Origin of the sequence: Lysinibacillus telephonicus (assembly GCF_003966145.1) — a bacterium.
Taxonomy (GTDB): Bacteria; Bacillota; Bacilli; order Bacillales_A; family Planococcaceae; genus Ureibacillus; species Ureibacillus telephonicus.
Map to the genome: position 1 here is coordinate 31,917 of NZ_RXNR01000011.1, position 16,768 is coordinate 48,684.

Below are 16,768 nucleotides of genomic sequence, written 5' to 3' on the forward strand. Positions count from 1 at the left end.
GAAACAAAAAAGGGGAAACAAAAAATTGTTTGATAATCAATCAAAACAGCATCAACAATTAGAACAAAATTCTCTTCTAAAGAAAAAAAGCATTGACCCTAATTTAGAAAGTACAATTGAAATTTTAAAAACGATTTATTCCATACCTTTAAATAGTGATATAAAAATCCGCAACATTTTAATTGGCGGTTTAAACAAAAAAGCCTCAATTATTTATATTAGTACAATTTCAGATTCTAAAATAATTGAGAAACAAGTTATTGAGCCTTTACTTTCAAACAATGATGATTCTAAAGATATAGAAAATATCGTCTCCGCTCAATCAATTAAAACCTTTGAAAAAATTGAAGATGTGCTGTCGGAAATAAATAAAGGAAATGCAGCACTTCTTGTAGATGGATATTCGGAAGCCTTTCTAATTGGCTCCAGCAACTTTCAAGGCAGAGCTATTGAAAAAACAGAGAATGAGGTTGTTTTAAAAGGTCCCAAAGAAGCGTTTAATGAAAAAGGCAGCACGAACATCTCATTAATCAGGAAAAAAATTAAGAGTGAAAATCTTGTTGTTGAAGTAATTACTGTCTCCCAAACTTCAAAAAATGAATTGTATATAGTTTATAAGAAAGATTTAGTTAATAATGAATTGCTAAATACTATTAAAGAAAAAGTTAATTCCATAGAAGTCGATTCAATTCAAAATCTTTCATTAATGGAACAATATATTGAAGAACGTAAAAATTCCATTTTCCCAACCATTTTATATACTGAAAGACCTGACCGAGCAGCTTCATTTATTGAAGATGGCTTCATCGTTTTATTGATGGAAAATTCCCCATCTTCTTTGGTGCTGCCCGCTACCTTTTGGTCATTTTTCCATACTTCCGAGGACTACTATTTGAGATTCTTATACGGAAATTTTATAAGAATTTTACGGTTACTTGCATTATTAATCACTTTATTTATCCATTTCATGAGGCTATCCGATATATTCAATTCGGTTTTTTAACTAATGTGGAATCCTTGTTTTTCCCTTTTTGGCTACTTTCTACTTTTACACGCTTTGCGTTTTATTTTTATATTAGCTCTTTACTTTTTGGAACGATATTTAAAATACGCCAGTTTGAATATATCATCCCTACATTGGCAACCGTAACCGTACTTTTAGGCTCAATACCAGAGACTCCAACTTTCTCTATTTTTTATTTAAGAGTAGCTCTTCTACACACCGCAACTCCTATATTTTTGTTATTACCCTTCCTATTATGGGTTTTGGCAAAACTGAAAGGGGATGTTAAACCTGAAAAAACAAAAACCTCTTAGTAAAATTATTTATTTCTTATTTCTATTGCTAATCCTAAGTGGATGCTGGGATCAAACAAAAATAGATGAAAGAGCATATGTAATTGCCATCGGTTTAGATAAAGGCGATAATGAAAATCAAATTAAAATTACTTATTTAATTACAAATCCAGAGCTTTCAAAGCAAGAAGGGGGCTCAAGTAACGAACCGCCACGAGAAATTATTACATTCCAAACAAACGATTTGATATCTGCCAAAGATATGGCAAATACTGTAGTTGCAAAAGAAATAACATATAGCCAATTAGGTGTCTTTTTAGTATCAGAGGAATTAGCAAAGGACAAGGATTTAATAAGATGCATGTATGATGCTACAAAAGATAGAGAAATTAAACGTAGTACACGTTTTATCGTAACAAAAGAAAATGCAAGTGATTTCTTAAAAGAAAATCAACCTAAACTCGAGACAAGAATCCATAAATATTTTGAATTAATACTTGATGATGGCATCGAAAAGGGCTATATACCTGATTCAAGACTTTACGGATATTTTAGGATAACCGAAGCAGATGCCGATCTCTATTTAGCAATTTATGGAACAACCGAGAGGAATAATTCCGGAAAAAACCATGGTGATGAAGATCAATTTTTAGCAGGAGAGTTGATAACAGAAGGACAAACAAATAATACTCAATTTAGCGGATCAGCTGTTTTTAAGGAAGGTAAAATGGTTGGAAAACTAAATAGTGAAGAAACACGGCTTTCTACCATATTAAATGAATCTTTAAATGCAGAAGATATGTTAACAACATTTCCTGATCCATTTAATGAAAAGTATCGAATTACCACCAGAATTATGAAGAAAAGTAAAAATAAAGTGAAAATGAACTTAAAAAACGGAACTCCTACTATTGACGTTACTATTCCACTTTATATTGAAGTTTTATCAAACCACAGCATGGTTAACTATGCAAAAAACAAAGAAAAAAGAGATTACTTAAAGAAATATTTAGATGACAGAATAACAAGTAAATTTAATAATCTTGTAAAGAGAACGCAGGAGGAATTTAAAGGTCAACCATTTGGTTGGTCGCTAATAGGAAGGAAGGAATTCTTGACAATTCCAGAATATGATAATTTTGACTGGGTGAAAACATATCCAAGTATGAAAGTAAATATTTCAGTAGAAATCAAGTTTGGCGAGTTCGGTCGTCAAAGTGAACTGCCAGATTTACAAGAAGTGAGAGATTAAATTTGAATGTATTCATTTGGGTAATCATAATGATAATGTTAATTTATTCGGTTGGTTTTTCAATTACGCTTTGGAAAGAAAAAAATAAAGTAGGCTCAATTGCAGTTTTTATTTTAGCTCTACTTATTGCAATCATTCCGCTTTTCACAAATATTAGTATTGAGTAATAGGAAAGTGCGAAACGCTTTGTTAAAGATTAATTTTCTTATTAAGTTGTAAAGGTAAAAATTTAGAAGATTTTCGTTTATTCCGTGGAACACAAATTACCTCGGGGGCTGTGCTTCTTCCGTGAACACTCTTTAAAAAATTTTATACTTCTTCTTTAATAAAACAGCGAAATGACTATTATCTCATCATTTCGCTTTGTTGTTTTTATAGACTTTTTAGAAGCTCTTTAAATTCAGTTAATGATTTTACTTCGTATGTTGGAGTAACTTGTGAGTTGTTCATATTTCCTTCTCGATTAATCCACACGTTTTTCATGCCAACTCGAGAGGAGCCTAAAATATCCGTATTTAAATTATCCCCGACCATAATTCCTTCACTTGCAGTAATACCTGCTTTGTCCATCATAAATTCGAACAACGATGCATCTGGCTTCCCTTTACCAAAATCACCTGAAATAATAATATGATCAAAATACGGTACAATTCCCGGGGTAATTTCTAATTTTAAATTTTGCAAGCTTGGCGCTCCATTTGTTAATAGTACTAATTGATAATTTCCTTTTAACGCATCTAATACTGCAAAAGTATCTTCATATACAAAAGGTGATTTTTTGCGCTCTTCAACAAAGTGTTCTCCTAGTTCAGCACCAAGTTGAGCATTGTCTATACCTAAAGCATTTAGTCCATTTGTCCAAGCATTTTTTCGGTACTCTGGAACAATTCCCTTCATCTTCTGAAATGAATCAGTTGGATCATCAAAAGTTCCCCAAAGCCCTTCGAAAGGATTAATTCCAATTAATACAGTGTAATCATATATTTCATATGATTCATAAAGGCGTCGAGCCTCTTGTCGAACCGCTTCTTCTAATTTTGCCGGGTCTACATCACATTTGAGTGCTGCATAATCACACGTTTTCTCAAAAGCTGTTTTTATACTTTTTTTATCCCATAATAATGTATCGTCTAAATCAAATATGATGGTATTTATTGACATTTCAAATTCTCCTATGTATTTTTATAGTATTCTTATATTTATTTTAACATATTTTCAGAATTGTTAGGATAACCGTTAAAGTTTCGTTATAATAAAGATGTCGTCTGATTCGAGACGACAGTTTTCTACGAAAATGGCTGTACCATCTCAGGAGCAGTGTTTATAGTTTTCCCTTTGTGAACAGCTTTTGGAAAAAAGTCATACTACACACTCCTGTATGCATAAAATACCTTTGTGCCAATCGGGGACCGGTAAATTAACTTTAGATGCTCGTTGGCATACGCTAGCCATTATTCAAAAATTTTATTTTTTTCAAATAAGGAGAGGGATTCTATGTTAAAAAAGTTTGCTTCAGATGCACTTGGACTATCGGATATTGGGAAAGTAATTGAACCACAAGACTACGATAAAACTGAATCAGATGATTATGTATTGCATGAAAAAGGAGAAAAAATTTATTTTCTAATCAAAACAAAAGCAGACGAATATTGCTTTACAAACTATGCACTAATCCACGTTGATGGAGATTCTGCTGTCAGCAAAAAGCGTACTTTAAGACGCTATGATTATAAATTCAACACAATCCGCAATGTCTCTCTTGAAACAGCAGGAACAATCGATCTTGATGTTGAGATTAAATTTACGATTGGAGAAACTCCATTAAGTCTCGATATTAACAAAAACTATGCTGAGAAGATTAGAGATTTATATAAAAGTTTAATTACAATTGAACGCATCATGAGAGAAAACGAGAAAAATAGAAATTATGCATTAGATAGCTTAGAGTATGCGACAAGAAGTCTTGCAACAACAGGTCATGGGCAAACATCCCCAGCTGATTCGTTTAAATCAATCGTCGAGTTTACAAATACATGGTTGCAAGAAAATAGTAAAACATACAATACTGAAGATTTTGGCGACATATTTGATTTATTTATTAAAAACTAATCTTTAATGAATATCCCAAAGGTTTACTATGAAACCTTTGGGATTTTTTTAATATAACTAATAAGAGTAAAATTTATTAATAAAAATTTATAATACGATAACTATTTGCCTAAACTATTACAGAAATTTCTGTTAATGGAGGTAGTTATGAAAATTAAAGCAGCTATTACCCACGCCCAAGGAGAACCCTTTAAAATTGAAGAAGTTGAATTAGCAGATCCTAAATCAAACGAGGTGTTAGTAAAAATTGTTGCTTCTGGTGTCTGTCACACAGACGCAGTTGCACGTGATGCAGCAATTGCTCCACTTCCGGCAGTTCTCGGACACGAAGGCTCTGGAATTGTTGAACGTGTAGGTGAAGGAGTAACAACAATCCAACCTGGGGACCATGTTGTACTATCATTTGCACATTGTGGACATTGTGAAAATTGTTTAACAGGCCACCCTACTGTATGTGAAACGTTTAACGACTTGAACTTCGGAGGAATTAATGACGATCATACTCATCGTTTAAGTCAAGATGGAAAAGACCTTTCAACTTTTTTTGGACAATCATCATTCGGTACTTATGCCATTTCACACGAACGCAATGTCGTGAAAGTAGATAAAGATGTAGATTTGGCGTTGCTTGGTCCATTAGGATGTGGTATCCAAACAGGTGCAGGAACAGTGTTAAATAGAATTCAACCCGAATTTGGATCAACAATCGCAATATATGGAGCAGGAGCAGTTGGATTAAGTGCTATAATGGCTGCGGCTATTGTTGGCTGTAAAACAATAATAGCAGTGGATGTTCATGATAGTCGTTTAGAACTAGCAAAGAAACTAGGGGCAACGCATACATTTAATGGTTCAAAAGTAGATGTAGTAAAAGAAATAAAAGCAATTACAAATGGCGGCACTCATTATGCGGTTGATACAACAGGAGTTCCCCCAGTGGTACGGCAATGTTTACAAGCGCTGCGACCACTTGGTACAGCAGCAATTGTTGGTGTAACACCAGAAATGACTATAGATGTTCATAATGATTTAATGGCCGAGGGAAAAACAATGATGGGTGTAATTGAGGGCGATGCAGTACCCCGTGTATTTATCCCTCAACTGGTGGAATATTATAAAGCAGGCAAGTTTCCATTTGATAAACTAGTAAAATATTTTGAATTCGACCAAATAAACGAAGCATTTGAAGCTTCAAAAAATGGTTCTGTCATAAAACCAATTTTAAAAATTCAACAGTAAATTTTCATAAAGGAAATGAAAATGTCGATTTCTCACAAGGCTTGTGGGAAATCGACATTTTTACTAAATTTTATTTTTATTTTTTAATTCATCAATCATTTTTTCAATACTTGCTTTTTTATTTTTTGTGTCTTCTTTTAGTACTTTGAATGTGTATTTTTCACCATCATCCGTAATTTGTACAATATCGCCTTCTTTTACTGGTACATCGATTTCTGTACGATGAATAAGGAGCTGATCTATTTCTTCTGGACGTTTCAAAAAGATTGCGTAGTCTCCTTCAAAGCGGTCTAATGTATAGTTATTGAAGTTCACTTACAATTTCCCCTTCCGGATTAATAAGTCTTGCTTCATCGCCTGAATTAAGCCAAATTTGTCGACGAGTCCATTGAATGTAACCATTGCCTTCTTTAGCTTCAGGACCACTTGTAATATAAATGGTATCCCCGGGTTGTAATGTAATATTCGGGAAATTAAAAATTTGATTACCTTCCACTGAAACTAGCTGCCAGTCCATTAAATTCACTGATTCCGTCCCATTATTTTTAATCGCTACAATTTCATCCTCTACATTCTTACTGTCAATTACTACTTCACTAGTACTATTAGTATTTTGCTGAACAATTGAATTAGATGCGCCGATTCCCGTCCACTCATCAGCTAATACTTGATATGTATTCCCATTAGTTTTTACTACAATTGTTCCTGATTCGGCTGTACCATAAATTTTGCTATTAACTTTCTTTAAATTATTAATCACTTCAGCATGGGGATGTCCATAAGAATTATCTTGACCATAGCTCAATATTGCAGCTTCTGGATTTACGGCTTGGATAAAAGGCAAAGAACTACTCGTATTAGAACCATGGTGCCCTGCCTTAAGGATAGTGGCTTTAACATTTTGAGCTGCCATCAATTTCTTTTCCATGTCAATATCAGCGTCACCCATTAAAAGAAATGAAACTTCTCCATATTCAGCTTTTAAAACGATAGACGCTTCATTGTTATCTGAAGCATGTTCATCTGCATGTAGTACTTTTATTGCGACTTCCTCATCTAATTTTATTTCATCACCTATTTTAGGTATTATATAAGGAATATTTTTATTGTGAATCGCGTATAGCATTTCCTCATATGTTGCAGATGTATGAGGCTTACCTGAATCAATAAAATTATTTATTGAAATTGAGTTTAATACTGATATTAATCCACCAATATGATCTGCATCTGGATGAGTTGCAACAACATAATCCAGATGGTCTATATTTTGATTACTCAAATAACTAACAACATCTTCGCCAGCCGATTTCGTTCCTCCATCAACCAGCATCGTTTTACCATTTGGACCTACAATCAAAATTGAATCTCCTTGTCCAACATCAATAAAATGTACTGACATGGCTTTCCCTGAAATATTATTGGCTGTACTGTGTGTTTGTTCAACCGAACTGCCATCTGAACAAGCAGCTAATAAAATGCTTAAAAACAAAATAATTATTTTTTTCATAGTTTCTATCCTTCATTTCTGAAAAAAAAACTCAGGGATCCCTGAGTTTTTTATTATTTTTCAACAGTGATGCCATTATATAGATCATTTAACATCTCAATCTTTTTCTCTATTGCATCCTCGAATGTCATGATATAGGCAGCTGGATCTTTTGGATTGTGGAATTGAGTAATTTTTCCGCTATTTGGATTTACAAATTTAGATGAAGCACCACAGCCAATTCCAAGAATTGTTTGTACTTCTTCCATGATAACAATGTTATAAATGCTTTCCTCACCAGGTTTACAGTAACCGACATTCTCTAAATTACCTAAAATATTTTTTTGTCGGTATAAGTAGTATGGTTTGTAGCCATTTTCCTTTGTCCAATCACTTGCCATATCCATCATTTTTGTTACAGTTTCACGATCTGCAACTTTATACTTATCCTTGTTATGTGTCATTTCAGATGCACGTTTAAAGGATAATGTATGAACAGTTAAAGATTCCGGCTGCATTTTTTCCGTTTCATCTAGAGAATGCTGGAATTCTTCAATACCTTCGTTGGGGAGCCCAATAATTAAATCCATATTAATATTGTTCATGCCTGAATTTCGCGATAACCAAAACTTATCGATTGTCTCTTGAACCGTATGATGACGACCAATCGCTTTTAATGTTTCGTCTGTATAAGATTGCGGGTTTACAGAAATACGGTCAATTCCCCATTTCTTAAGGACCGCTATTTTTTCAGGCGTAATTGTATCAGGACGACCTGCTTCTACTGTTATTTCCCGAATTTTATCCGGATTTGGAAAAGATTCAAACATCGTTTTATATAGAGCGTCCATTTCATCAGCTTCAATAGAAGTTGGCGTACCTCCACCCCAATAAACAGATGTAATATTCATATTGTTTTCCTTTAACCATTTCCCCATTGCACGGATTTCAACATGCAGTCCGTCTATAAATGATTCAACACGACCCGCTTTTCGATTGCTTGCAATAGCGTAGGCAGGGAATGTGCAATAAGCACATTTTGTCGGGCAAAATGGAACACCAATATAAACAGAGAGTTCTTTTCCAATTTCATCGAGATCAGGAATTGTAACTAATTGGCGCTCGACAATCTCACGCATTAAAGCAATTTTAGAATCTGAGATGCGGAAATCCTTCTTTAAAATAGCAAAAATTTCGCCGTCGCTTAATCCTTCTTTACGGTATTTATGATAAAGCTTAGTTGGGCGAACACCAGTTAAAATTCCCCATTGCTGCGTCATGCCGGTATATTGCTCAAGTACATCAAGCATAACGTGAGAAAGAGCTCTTTTCATACGAATGCCTTGTTCTTTTTCTGTTCCTTCTGTCTCATAACGGATTGAGTAAGTACTTGTATATGTTTGACCTTCAGCAACTAATTCACTTGCTGTATGGATGGTAAAATCTTTATCTATAGAATGCTGAAAACGAAAAGAAAGTTCAGCATCATCTGAAGTTACAACAATCTTAGAGTCTTCAAAAAATAAATTTGCAATATGATTTAACACACGATTCCAATCTTCTTTAAACAGTTCGTTTACTTCAATCTTTTTCATGATTAAACTCTCTTTCCTTAAAAATCTTATTGTTAAATTCCAAACGTTAATTATAGCATTTCATCTTAATATAACAAACCTCTTATGCTTGCGAGGGTATTTTACGTGATTTTCTGTTTATTTATACGGGTTTAAATTTCAGCATTTTTTACGAAGTTCTTACTTATATTTACGGGTGTTTGATTTTTTACGCGATTTCACTTCTTATTTACGCGGATTGCTCAATTATTTACGTGATTTTCACTATTTTTTACGCGGTTCTCACTTATATTTACGCGTGTTTGATTTTTTACGCGATTTCAACACTTATTTACGCGGATTGCTCAATTATTTACGTGATTTTCACTATTTTTTACGCGGTTCTTACTTATATTTACGCGTGTTTGATTTTTTACGCGATTTCACTTCTTATTTACGCGGATTGCACAATTATTTACGTGATTTTCATTATTTTTTACGCGGTTCTTACTTATATTTACGCGTGTTTGATTTTTTACGCGATTTCACTTCTTATTTACGCGGATTGCTCAATTATTTACGTGATTTTCACTATTTTTTACGCGGTTCTCACTTATATTTACGCGTGTTTGATTTTTTACGCGATTTCAACACTTATTTACGCGGATTGCTCAATTATTTACGTGATTTTCATTATTTTTTACGCGGTTCTTACTTATATTTACGCGTATTTGATTTTTTACGCGATTTCACTTCTTATATAAGCAGATTGCACAATTATTTACGTGATTTTCATTACTTTTTACGCGGTTTTCACTTATATTTACGCGTATTGAATTTTTAGCACTTATACTATTTTATTGAATTAAAAATAAAAAAACCACACAAACTTGTGTGGTTAGAATGAAGACATCTGAACTGTCATTCTTATTAAATAAAAAAGTATAGATTACAACCCGTCATATAATGATTGAATTGGTTTTACTAAGATGCGATTTACTTCTTCTATTACTTTACTTAGTGCCATTTCTGCTTCCAGCATTGCTAAAATTTTCGGGCTTTGTTGTGCTAATTGCGCGGCTTTTTGAGCATAAACTAGTTCATCTTCTTGCAATTGTTCACCAGCCATTTGTTTTTGCTGTAGTTTCATTTGAATATCGCGGAAGTTTGTAAATAAATTTTTAGCCTCTTCATCCGCTCGAACTGCTTCAACAGTTTCCTTTAGCACTTTAAACTCTTCCGTTTGGCGCAATGTTGCTTCTAACTTGTTAATGTCATTGTAAATGTTAATCAATTGATTACCTACTCTCATTTTTTAATTTAAAACTAAAACAATTAAACCTTGAATAATTCCTATTAGACCACCTAAAACAGCACCTAAAATGGTAATCATTTTTAACTCTTTGTTTGCAATATTGATAACAAGTTCTTCTAATTTTTCTAGTGGGAATGAATCAACTTGTTCTCTTACTACTTCCTGCAAGTTTAAACGATTTAGCACATCTTCAAGTTTGTTTTCAGCTTGTGCAAAACCTTTATCGACTAAATTTGGCAACAGATTTGTTTTGACATATTCATTGCCGTCTTGCCAATAATGATTGATTGGTTTGTTCAATCTATCATGGATGGCAAGCTCTTTTTTCGCGTATGATTGAATATTTTTTAAAATTGGTTCAAAATCAACATCTGTTAAATAATTCATAACAGGCTGCTGTTTAATTTTATCCCATTCCTGCGAGAAAATGCTAACTAATAAATTTTTTGTTCCAGGTGCATTTAATAGATTTATGATTTCACGTTGAATTTTATTTACTATACTAGATGAATCTCCAAGGAACATTTGAATCATACCACCAAAAGAACCTTTAGACTCTAAGAAATCATCCATCATATTTTTTATCGTCATCTCACCTTTAGATGAAGTAAAATATTCTTTTCCTTTTTCTAATATATATGATGCAGCCTCTGGGATTTTTTTATTAATATACTGTTCCATGTTGCTAGGTAAAAGCTGTTCAATCGTCTTTGTAGATAATGTATTCTTCATATTTAAAAATTGATCATCAATTATAGTATCCACATTGTTTTCGATTGTTTGCGGCAAATGTTCAAAGCCCGCAAGCTTCAACCAATCCAAAATCGTTTTGTCGTTTGTAAATATCATTTTCTCAATTTTTTGTTGAGCAAACGTTAACACGGAGCTGCGAATTTCTTCAGAAAATAATTTTTTCCGAAAGACTTCAGGTGTTAATAAATAATTTGTAACTGTAACTCCTAATTGTTTAGCGAGCTCTCCGCGCCGTTTGGGGATTAAACCAGGTGTAAATGGCAGCCGCCAATTTTTTAAATAAATTGCTTTGTATGGTCGAAACAACATTTTTATGGCTAAGAAATTTGTAAAACCACCTATTGCAGCTCCGACGATTGCCATGAAAATTATTGTAATTACTGCATTCTCCATATAATTCCTCTCATTTCTTTCAAACTCTTCCACAATTATAGCAAAGGTATGTAGTCTAAAGATAATGTTAGCCTTTCTTGCAAACATTTAGTACGATAAATCGTAACTAGAATGTTGCAAGGGGGATTCAAATGATTCAGCACTTTAGCTTCAAACCGTTATATGAAAATACGCAATTGCCTGGATGGGCTATATCATTCTACTATAAACAGCAATATTATAATGCAGAGTATAAAAAAGATGGCGGGATTAAGTGGTTGGGTATTACCCCAGACGCCAATGAAAAAGAAGCAGTAGAAAAAATGGTCCACGAACTAATGCTTTTTCATGTGTATGACTAAAAAGATTGTTTCTAATTATAAGAGCAAGTAAATAATGTATCACTTATTTTGAATATATTTTAAGTAGGTTATCTTCTCAACAAAATAGATTTTCATTCACGCCTCTCATGCCGCAGGAGCCAAAGTGTGAGATCCAAGTCTGCGATTTTCGATCGCAGACTTGGATCTCACACGTCGGCTGCGGCCAGCGTGAATGACCTTAAGTAATATTACATTTTAAATATTCTTTAGTAGCATTTATATGATATTGATTGCTCTTAAGAAAAAAAGGAATACAAGCAGCTAGTGCTTGTATCCCCATGCTTAAATTATGCGCGTTTAAGCTAAATGAAAGAAAATTATATACAGGCTTAGGCTATGATTTTATTTGCTGGCGGCTTTTTTGTCATAACCTATACCATAACTTTCTTACATTTTTTGTTATGTCATTAACATTAGCACAACAAATTTGAATGTCAATAATTTTTAGATAACTGGCAAAGCTATATAGGAAACAGTTAAATATTTAGTCAATCTAAATCTATAACTTTAACAATCTTATACTTTATAAAATAATCAAAATTTTCTTTTTTATAACGCGTTCACAATTTGTATTTTTAATTAAAATATTTTATCATTGTATTATTCAATTATTTTTTTATTATAGGAGGTGTACTCTTTGTTCGCTCCCCTCATTTGGGTCGGGAACAAAGAATGTATTTGGACGTAGACATAGTAGAGTTAACCATTAGGTTGGCAGCATTTTTCTTGTTAATTGCTGCTACGGCATTTTTCGTTGCAACTGAGTTTGCAATTGTAAAGGTAAGAACAACACGAATTGATCAGCTAGTTGCTGAAGGCAATAAAAAGGCAATGAAAGCAAAAAAAGTTATCTCAAATTTAGATGAGTACTTATCTGCTTGTCAGCTAGGGATTACAATTACTGCCCTTGGTTTAGGTTGGTTAGGTGAACCTACCTTCGATTTAATTTTACATCCTTTATTTGAGATGTTTCATTTAGATCCTAGATTATCCGGGGTACTTTCAATAGTTGTTGCTTTCGTAATTGTAACTTACTTACACGTTGTCGTAGGGGAATTAACACCTAAAACGTTTGCCATCGAAAAATCAGAAGAACTTACTTTAAATCTTTCAGGACCATTATTGTTGTTCCATAATATTATGTATCCTTTTATTAGAGCATTAAATGGATCAGCACGTGCTTTATCCGGTCTATTCGGATATAAAATGGCTTCTGAATCTGAAGTAGCTCACTCTGAAGAAGAACTTCGCATGATTTTAGCAGATAGCTATAAAGGTGGAGAAATTAACCACTCTGAATACGAATACGTAAATAGTATTTTCGAATTCTCTGATCGTACTGCGAAGGAAATTATGGTACCTCGAACTGAAATTGTTAGCATCGAAAAAGATTTAACAGTTAAAGAAGTATTTGATGTAATGGGTGTAGAACAGTATACTCGATATCCAATAACAGATGGCGACAAAGACCATGTTATTGGGCTAGTGAATTTAAAACATTTATTAACTGCGTTTATAAAAAATCCAGCAAATGGTGATAAACCAGTTATTGATTATATGCAGCCAATTATTCGTGTTTTCGAAACCGTTCCAATCAGTGATTTATTACTTAAAATCCAACAGGAACGCATCCATATGGCAATTTTAATGGATGAATATGGTGGTACATCAGGACTAGTCACAATCGAAGATATCATTGAAGAGATTGTTGGTGATATTCAAGACGAATTCGATGAGGATGAGATCCCTGAAGTTCAAGAAATTAGTAGTGGCCACTATATTTTAGACGCAAAAATGTTGCTTGAAGAAGTTAACGATATGTTAGGAACTAATATTGAAGATGATGATATCGATACAATCGGTGGATGGTTCTTAACTCAACGCTTTGATGCAGTTGAAGGAGATAGCTTCGATTTTGAAGGATATGAATTTAAAATTAAAGAATTAGATGGTCATCATATTCTTTACATTGAAGTAACAAAATTACCAGAATTAGAAAATCAATCAGAAGAAGACCAAGAAATAAAAGAAGACTAAACATAAACTAACGACTTTCCAGCACTTGGAAAGTCGTTTTATCATGTTCTAAAGTTTTGTAGGGAGGAAACATTGTGGAGCTATATACAAATTTACGGGCAGGGGAAAAAGGCGCATGGCTATCAATTGGTACATATCTCTTGCTTAGCTCTATTAAACTCATTATCGCCCATTTTGGGGCATCCGAAGCATTAAAAGCAGACGGTCTTAACAACACAACAGATATTATTGCATCGGTTGCTGTCTTAATTGGATTAAGAATTTCACAAAGACCTCCAGATTTAAACCATCAATATGGTCATCTTCGTGCAGAAACAATAGCGGCTTTAATTGCCTCATTTATTATGATGATTGTTGGATTGCAGGTGCTTGCCAGCTCTGTAATGAATTTGTGGAATCCTGCCCAAGAAACTCCAGCCCCATTAACTGCCTACGTCGCATTAGGCAGTGCAGCTGTCATGTATTGTGTTTATCGATACAATTTATCATTAGCTAAGAAAATTAATAGCTCGGCAGTAAAAGCAGCAGCATATGACAATCGTTCTGATGCACTTGTTAGTATCGGTACGGCAATTGGGATATTTGGAGCCATTATTGGTTTTCCAATACTTGATACAATCACTGCAATCATTGTTGCCATTATTATCATTAAAACTGCCATTGAAATTTTTTGGGAATCAGTTCAAACATTGACGGACGGATTTGATATAGAAGAGGCAGAAACATTATCAGTCCTTATACAAAATGTAGACGGAGTAATTCATTTATTGGATCTTAAAGGACGAACTCATGGCAATATGACTTTTGTTGATGTTACTGTAACAGTTAATCCACACTTGAATGTTTGGGAAAGCCATAGAATAACAGAAAAAATTGAGTCAACTGTCAAACGATTTAATCCATTTAGTACAGTACTTGTCCATATTGAACCACATGAGATTCGAACTGCTACTGAAGAGGATTATCATTTCTAAATAAAAAAATCGCAGTCTAATTAATAAATAAACCTACCGAGTATTCGTGCTACTAGGTAGGTTTTTTACTGTGTTTTATAACGATTTTCATAATAGGATAGTGAACACTTTTCCACTACACACTCATATCGATTGTTCACTGCCCTCCGTCAACCCATGCTTAACAGCGTAAAGAGCTGCTTGTGTACGATCCTGTACTTCTAATTTTGTAAAGATATTGGATATATGTGTTTTAACTGTTTTTTCAGTAACAAATAACGATGAGGCAATTTCCCGATTGCTTTTCCCTTTCGTAAGCTCAGCCAAAACATCACGTTCTCTTGGGGTAAGAGCATTTTTCACATGCGGCAAGTTTTCCTCTTCACGAAGTGTTTCTTCCAATTGAGAAGTTGCAGCGGGATGGATAATATTTTCACCGTTTATTATTTGGCGTATCGAGTTAACTAAATCATCTGGCTCAATATCCTTTAATTGATAGCCCGCCGCCCCTGCTTCAATAGCAGGCAGAACATGATCCTTATCAGAAAAACTAGTAAGCATAAGAATCGCTATATTCGGCCATTTTGATTTTATTTTTTTTGTTGCTTGAATTCCATCCATCTCAGGCATAACTAGGTCCATTAAAACGATATCAGGCTGCAATGCTTCCACAAGTTCTACAGCTTCTTGTCCATTTTTTGCTTCCCCAACAACTTCAATATCCTTTTGAGTTTTTAAAAAGAACAATAAACCTCTACGGACGACATGGTGATCATCTGCAATTAAAACTCGAATCATTTTTCTTCCCCCCTTAATATGGTAGACGGACTAAAAGCTCCGTACCTTTGCCGATTTCAGTAACCCAATCTGCAGTTCCGCCAACTGCAATTGCCCGATCCCGAATCGATTGCAGGCCGATTGATGGGATACTTAACTCTGGGTCAATAACAAATCCTCTTCCCTCATCCTTAATAACAAGCAAAATATCAGTGGCTGTAACAGTTATATAAATAATTGCTTCTTGAACACCTGAATGTTTTCTAACATTGTTTAATGCTTCTTGTGTAATTCGGAATAATGTTTCTTCTATACGAGATGGGAATTGTATAACCCCGGAAACATTTACAGTTAGTTTTATATTTAACATCTCTGCATACGCTTTTATTGCTTCGATTAAACCACTCTCAAGCCCTTTTGGCCGCAATTGCCAAATTAGTGCCCGCATCTCAGTCAGCGCAGACTGTGTTAGCTGTTGAATTTCCTTAAAGGTTTCTTTAATTTCCTGTTGCTCGCTCATTTCAATACCTGCACGAGCAGTCAGCGTTACTGAAAATAAAAGTTGATTTACTGAATCATGTAAATCTCTGGCAAGTCGATTCCGTTCTTGTACTAAAGCAATTTCCTGTTCTTGTTTTGTTAAATAAATTCGTTTAATTGCAGAACCTAATTGAAATGCAACTGACTCAAGCAATTCAAGCTCCTCATCAGAAAAGCTAATCGTGTTTGGAGTAGCAACATTTAAAATGCCGAATCGTTCATCTCCTGATTGCAGCGGGACTGTTGCATGGTGGGTAATGCCCGCATGATCCCCGATATCCGCTTCAATAGCAGCTTCAATTCGTTGACATTCAATAATGTTAGACGCCTTTCTTAACTCATTATTTCGATATCTAGAAACACACCAGCAGCCGCCTTTGCTTAAATGCTGGCAATGATTAAAGGCAAGGGCGTCGGGCAAATTTTCATGAGCAACCAACTCCGACTTTCCCTTTTCATTAATGAAAAAAATCCAACCCGTCTCAAATTTCGTACCATTTAAAAACTTACTTAACGCTCCATTCAACATAGGAATCATTTCGGTTTCTTCATTCAATAGCTCGGCGATTTCTTTTAAAATTGTAATATTGGAATGATCGTTTACAGACATGTCCGATTCACCTCTAATTTATTCTTTTTTATCATATCATTGAACCTAATATATCTGCATTTCTTCTCTACTCATACTTTTGGATGAAATTTG

18 protein-coding genes are annotated in these 16,768 nt (G+C 34.0%); 10 read left to right on the forward strand and 8 right to left on the reverse strand.

The genetic code is table 11. The annotated features are described in order from the left end of the window. Positions 1-25 precede the first annotated feature (25 nt). The 4 genes from EKG35_RS05450 to EKG35_RS20825 are packed head-to-tail and all read left to right on the forward strand — an operon-like array spanning position 26 to position 2,715. Complete coding sequence (locus EKG35_RS05450) at positions 26-1,003, forward strand: spore germination protein (protein WP_126293445.1); 978 nt, start codon at positions 26-28, stop codon at positions 1,001-1,003. Beyond that, a complete protein-coding gene (locus EKG35_RS21585) occupies positions 985-1,317 on the forward strand; it encodes a GerAB/ArcD/ProY family transporter (protein ID WP_400195070.1) in 333 nt (110 codons plus the stop codon). Before EKG35_RS05450 ends, EKG35_RS21585 begins: the two co-directional genes overlap by 19 nt. Then, positions 1,286-2,548 (forward strand): Ger(x)C family spore germination protein, encoded by a 1,263-nt coding sequence (locus EKG35_RS05460; protein WP_126293447.1) that lies wholly within the window; start codon positions 1,286-1,288, stop codon positions 2,546-2,548. Before EKG35_RS21585 ends, EKG35_RS05460 begins: the two co-directional genes overlap by 32 nt. A 29-nt stretch (positions 2,549-2,577) precedes the next feature. Then, the gene (locus EKG35_RS20825; protein ID WP_185807650.1) at positions 2,578-2,715 is read left to right on the forward strand and encodes a hypothetical protein; all 138 of its coding nucleotides are present in this window, start codon (positions 2,578-2,580) and stop codon (positions 2,713-2,715) included. A 205-nt stretch (positions 2,716-2,920) separates the two neighbouring features. Here the strand turns inward: EKG35_RS20825 and EKG35_RS05465 are convergent, their stop codons facing one another. Then, positions 2,921-3,709, reverse strand: a complete 789-nt coding sequence (locus tag EKG35_RS05465; RefSeq protein ID WP_126293448.1) for an HAD family hydrolase — start codon at positions 3,707-3,709, stop codon at positions 2,921-2,923. 333 nt (positions 3,710-4,042) lie between these two features. Here EKG35_RS05465 and EKG35_RS05470 point away from each other — a divergent pair, with 333 nt between their 5' ends. Both EKG35_RS05470 and EKG35_RS05475 read left to right on the forward strand, forming a co-directional pair. Further along, on the forward strand, positions 4,043-4,657 hold the full coding sequence (locus tag EKG35_RS05470) for a PH domain-containing protein (RefSeq protein WP_126293449.1): 615 nt from the start codon (positions 4,043-4,045) through the stop codon (positions 4,655-4,657). A gap of 147 nt (positions 4,658-4,804) precedes the next feature. Next, complete coding sequence (locus EKG35_RS05475; RefSeq protein WP_126293450.1) at positions 4,805-5,896, forward strand: NAD(P)-dependent alcohol dehydrogenase; 1,092 nt, start codon at positions 4,805-4,807, stop codon at positions 5,894-5,896. 63 nt (positions 5,897-5,959) lie between these two features. Here the strand turns inward: EKG35_RS05475 and EKG35_RS05480 are convergent, their stop codons facing one another. From EKG35_RS05480 to EKG35_RS05490, 3 genes are read right to left on the reverse strand one after another with little or no spacing between them, the layout of a single operon-like run. After that, complete coding sequence (locus tag EKG35_RS05480) at positions 5,960-6,211, reverse strand: DUF3006 domain-containing protein (RefSeq protein ID WP_126293451.1); 252 nt, start codon at positions 6,209-6,211, stop codon at positions 5,960-5,962. Continuing rightward, entirely contained in the window at positions 6,198-7,403 is a 1,206-nt protein-coding gene (locus tag EKG35_RS05485) for an MBL fold metallo-hydrolase (RefSeq protein ID WP_126293452.1), read from the reverse strand. Before EKG35_RS05485 ends, EKG35_RS05480 begins: the two co-directional genes overlap by 14 nt. A 53-nt stretch (positions 7,404-7,456) precedes the next feature. Beyond that, positions 7,457-8,977 carry a coproporphyrinogen III oxidase gene (locus tag EKG35_RS05490; RefSeq protein WP_126293453.1) on the reverse strand — a complete coding sequence of 507 codons (1,521 nt, stop codon included), beginning with the start codon at positions 8,975-8,977 and terminating at the stop codon, positions 7,457-7,459. Positions 8,978-9,152: 175 nt separating this feature from the next. Between EKG35_RS05490 and EKG35_RS05495 the strand changes: the two genes are divergently transcribed. Next, a complete protein-coding gene (locus EKG35_RS05495; RefSeq protein ID WP_126293454.1) occupies positions 9,153-9,779 on the forward strand; it encodes a hypothetical protein in 627 nt (208 codons plus the stop codon). Positions 9,780-9,884: 105 nt separating this feature from the next. Here the strand turns inward: EKG35_RS05495 and EKG35_RS05500 are convergent, their stop codons facing one another. After that, complete coding sequence (locus EKG35_RS05500) at positions 9,885-10,229, reverse strand: YlbF family regulator (RefSeq protein ID WP_126293455.1); 345 nt, start codon at positions 10,227-10,229, stop codon at positions 9,885-9,887. A 21-nt stretch (positions 10,230-10,250) separates the two neighbouring features. Continuing rightward, a complete protein-coding gene (locus EKG35_RS05505) occupies positions 10,251-11,396 on the reverse strand; it encodes a DUF445 domain-containing protein (RefSeq protein WP_126293456.1) in 1,146 nt (381 codons plus the stop codon). Between the two features lie 131 nt (positions 11,397-11,527). Here EKG35_RS05505 and EKG35_RS05510 point away from each other — a divergent pair, with 131 nt between their 5' ends. The 3 genes from EKG35_RS05510 (at position 11,528) to EKG35_RS05520 (ending at position 14,769) form a co-directional block, all read left to right on the forward strand. Beyond that, positions 11,528-11,737 (forward strand): YheE family protein, encoded by a 210-nt coding sequence (locus tag EKG35_RS05510; RefSeq protein WP_126293457.1) that lies wholly within the window; start codon positions 11,528-11,530, stop codon positions 11,735-11,737. A 693-nt stretch (positions 11,738-12,430) separates the two neighbouring features. After that, a complete protein-coding gene (locus tag EKG35_RS05515) occupies positions 12,431-13,795 on the forward strand; it encodes a hemolysin family protein (RefSeq protein ID WP_185807655.1) in 1,365 nt (454 codons plus the stop codon). Between the two features lie 74 nt (positions 13,796-13,869). After that, positions 13,870-14,769: a cation diffusion facilitator family transporter gene (locus tag EKG35_RS05520; protein ID WP_126293458.1), complete on the forward strand. Its 900-nt coding sequence runs from the start codon at positions 13,870-13,872 to the stop codon at positions 14,767-14,769. Between the two features lie 123 nt (positions 14,770-14,892). On the opposite strand, the gene EKG35_RS05525 is transcribed toward EKG35_RS05520, so the two are convergent. Next, entirely contained in the window at positions 14,893-15,546 is a 654-nt protein-coding gene (locus EKG35_RS05525; protein ID WP_126293459.1) for a response regulator, read from the reverse strand. Positions 15,547-15,559: 13 nt separating this feature from the next. Beyond that, a complete protein-coding gene (locus EKG35_RS05530; RefSeq protein WP_126293460.1) occupies positions 15,560-16,675 on the reverse strand; it encodes a GAF domain-containing sensor histidine kinase in 1,116 nt (371 codons plus the stop codon). Positions 16,676-16,768 lie beyond the last annotated feature (93 nt).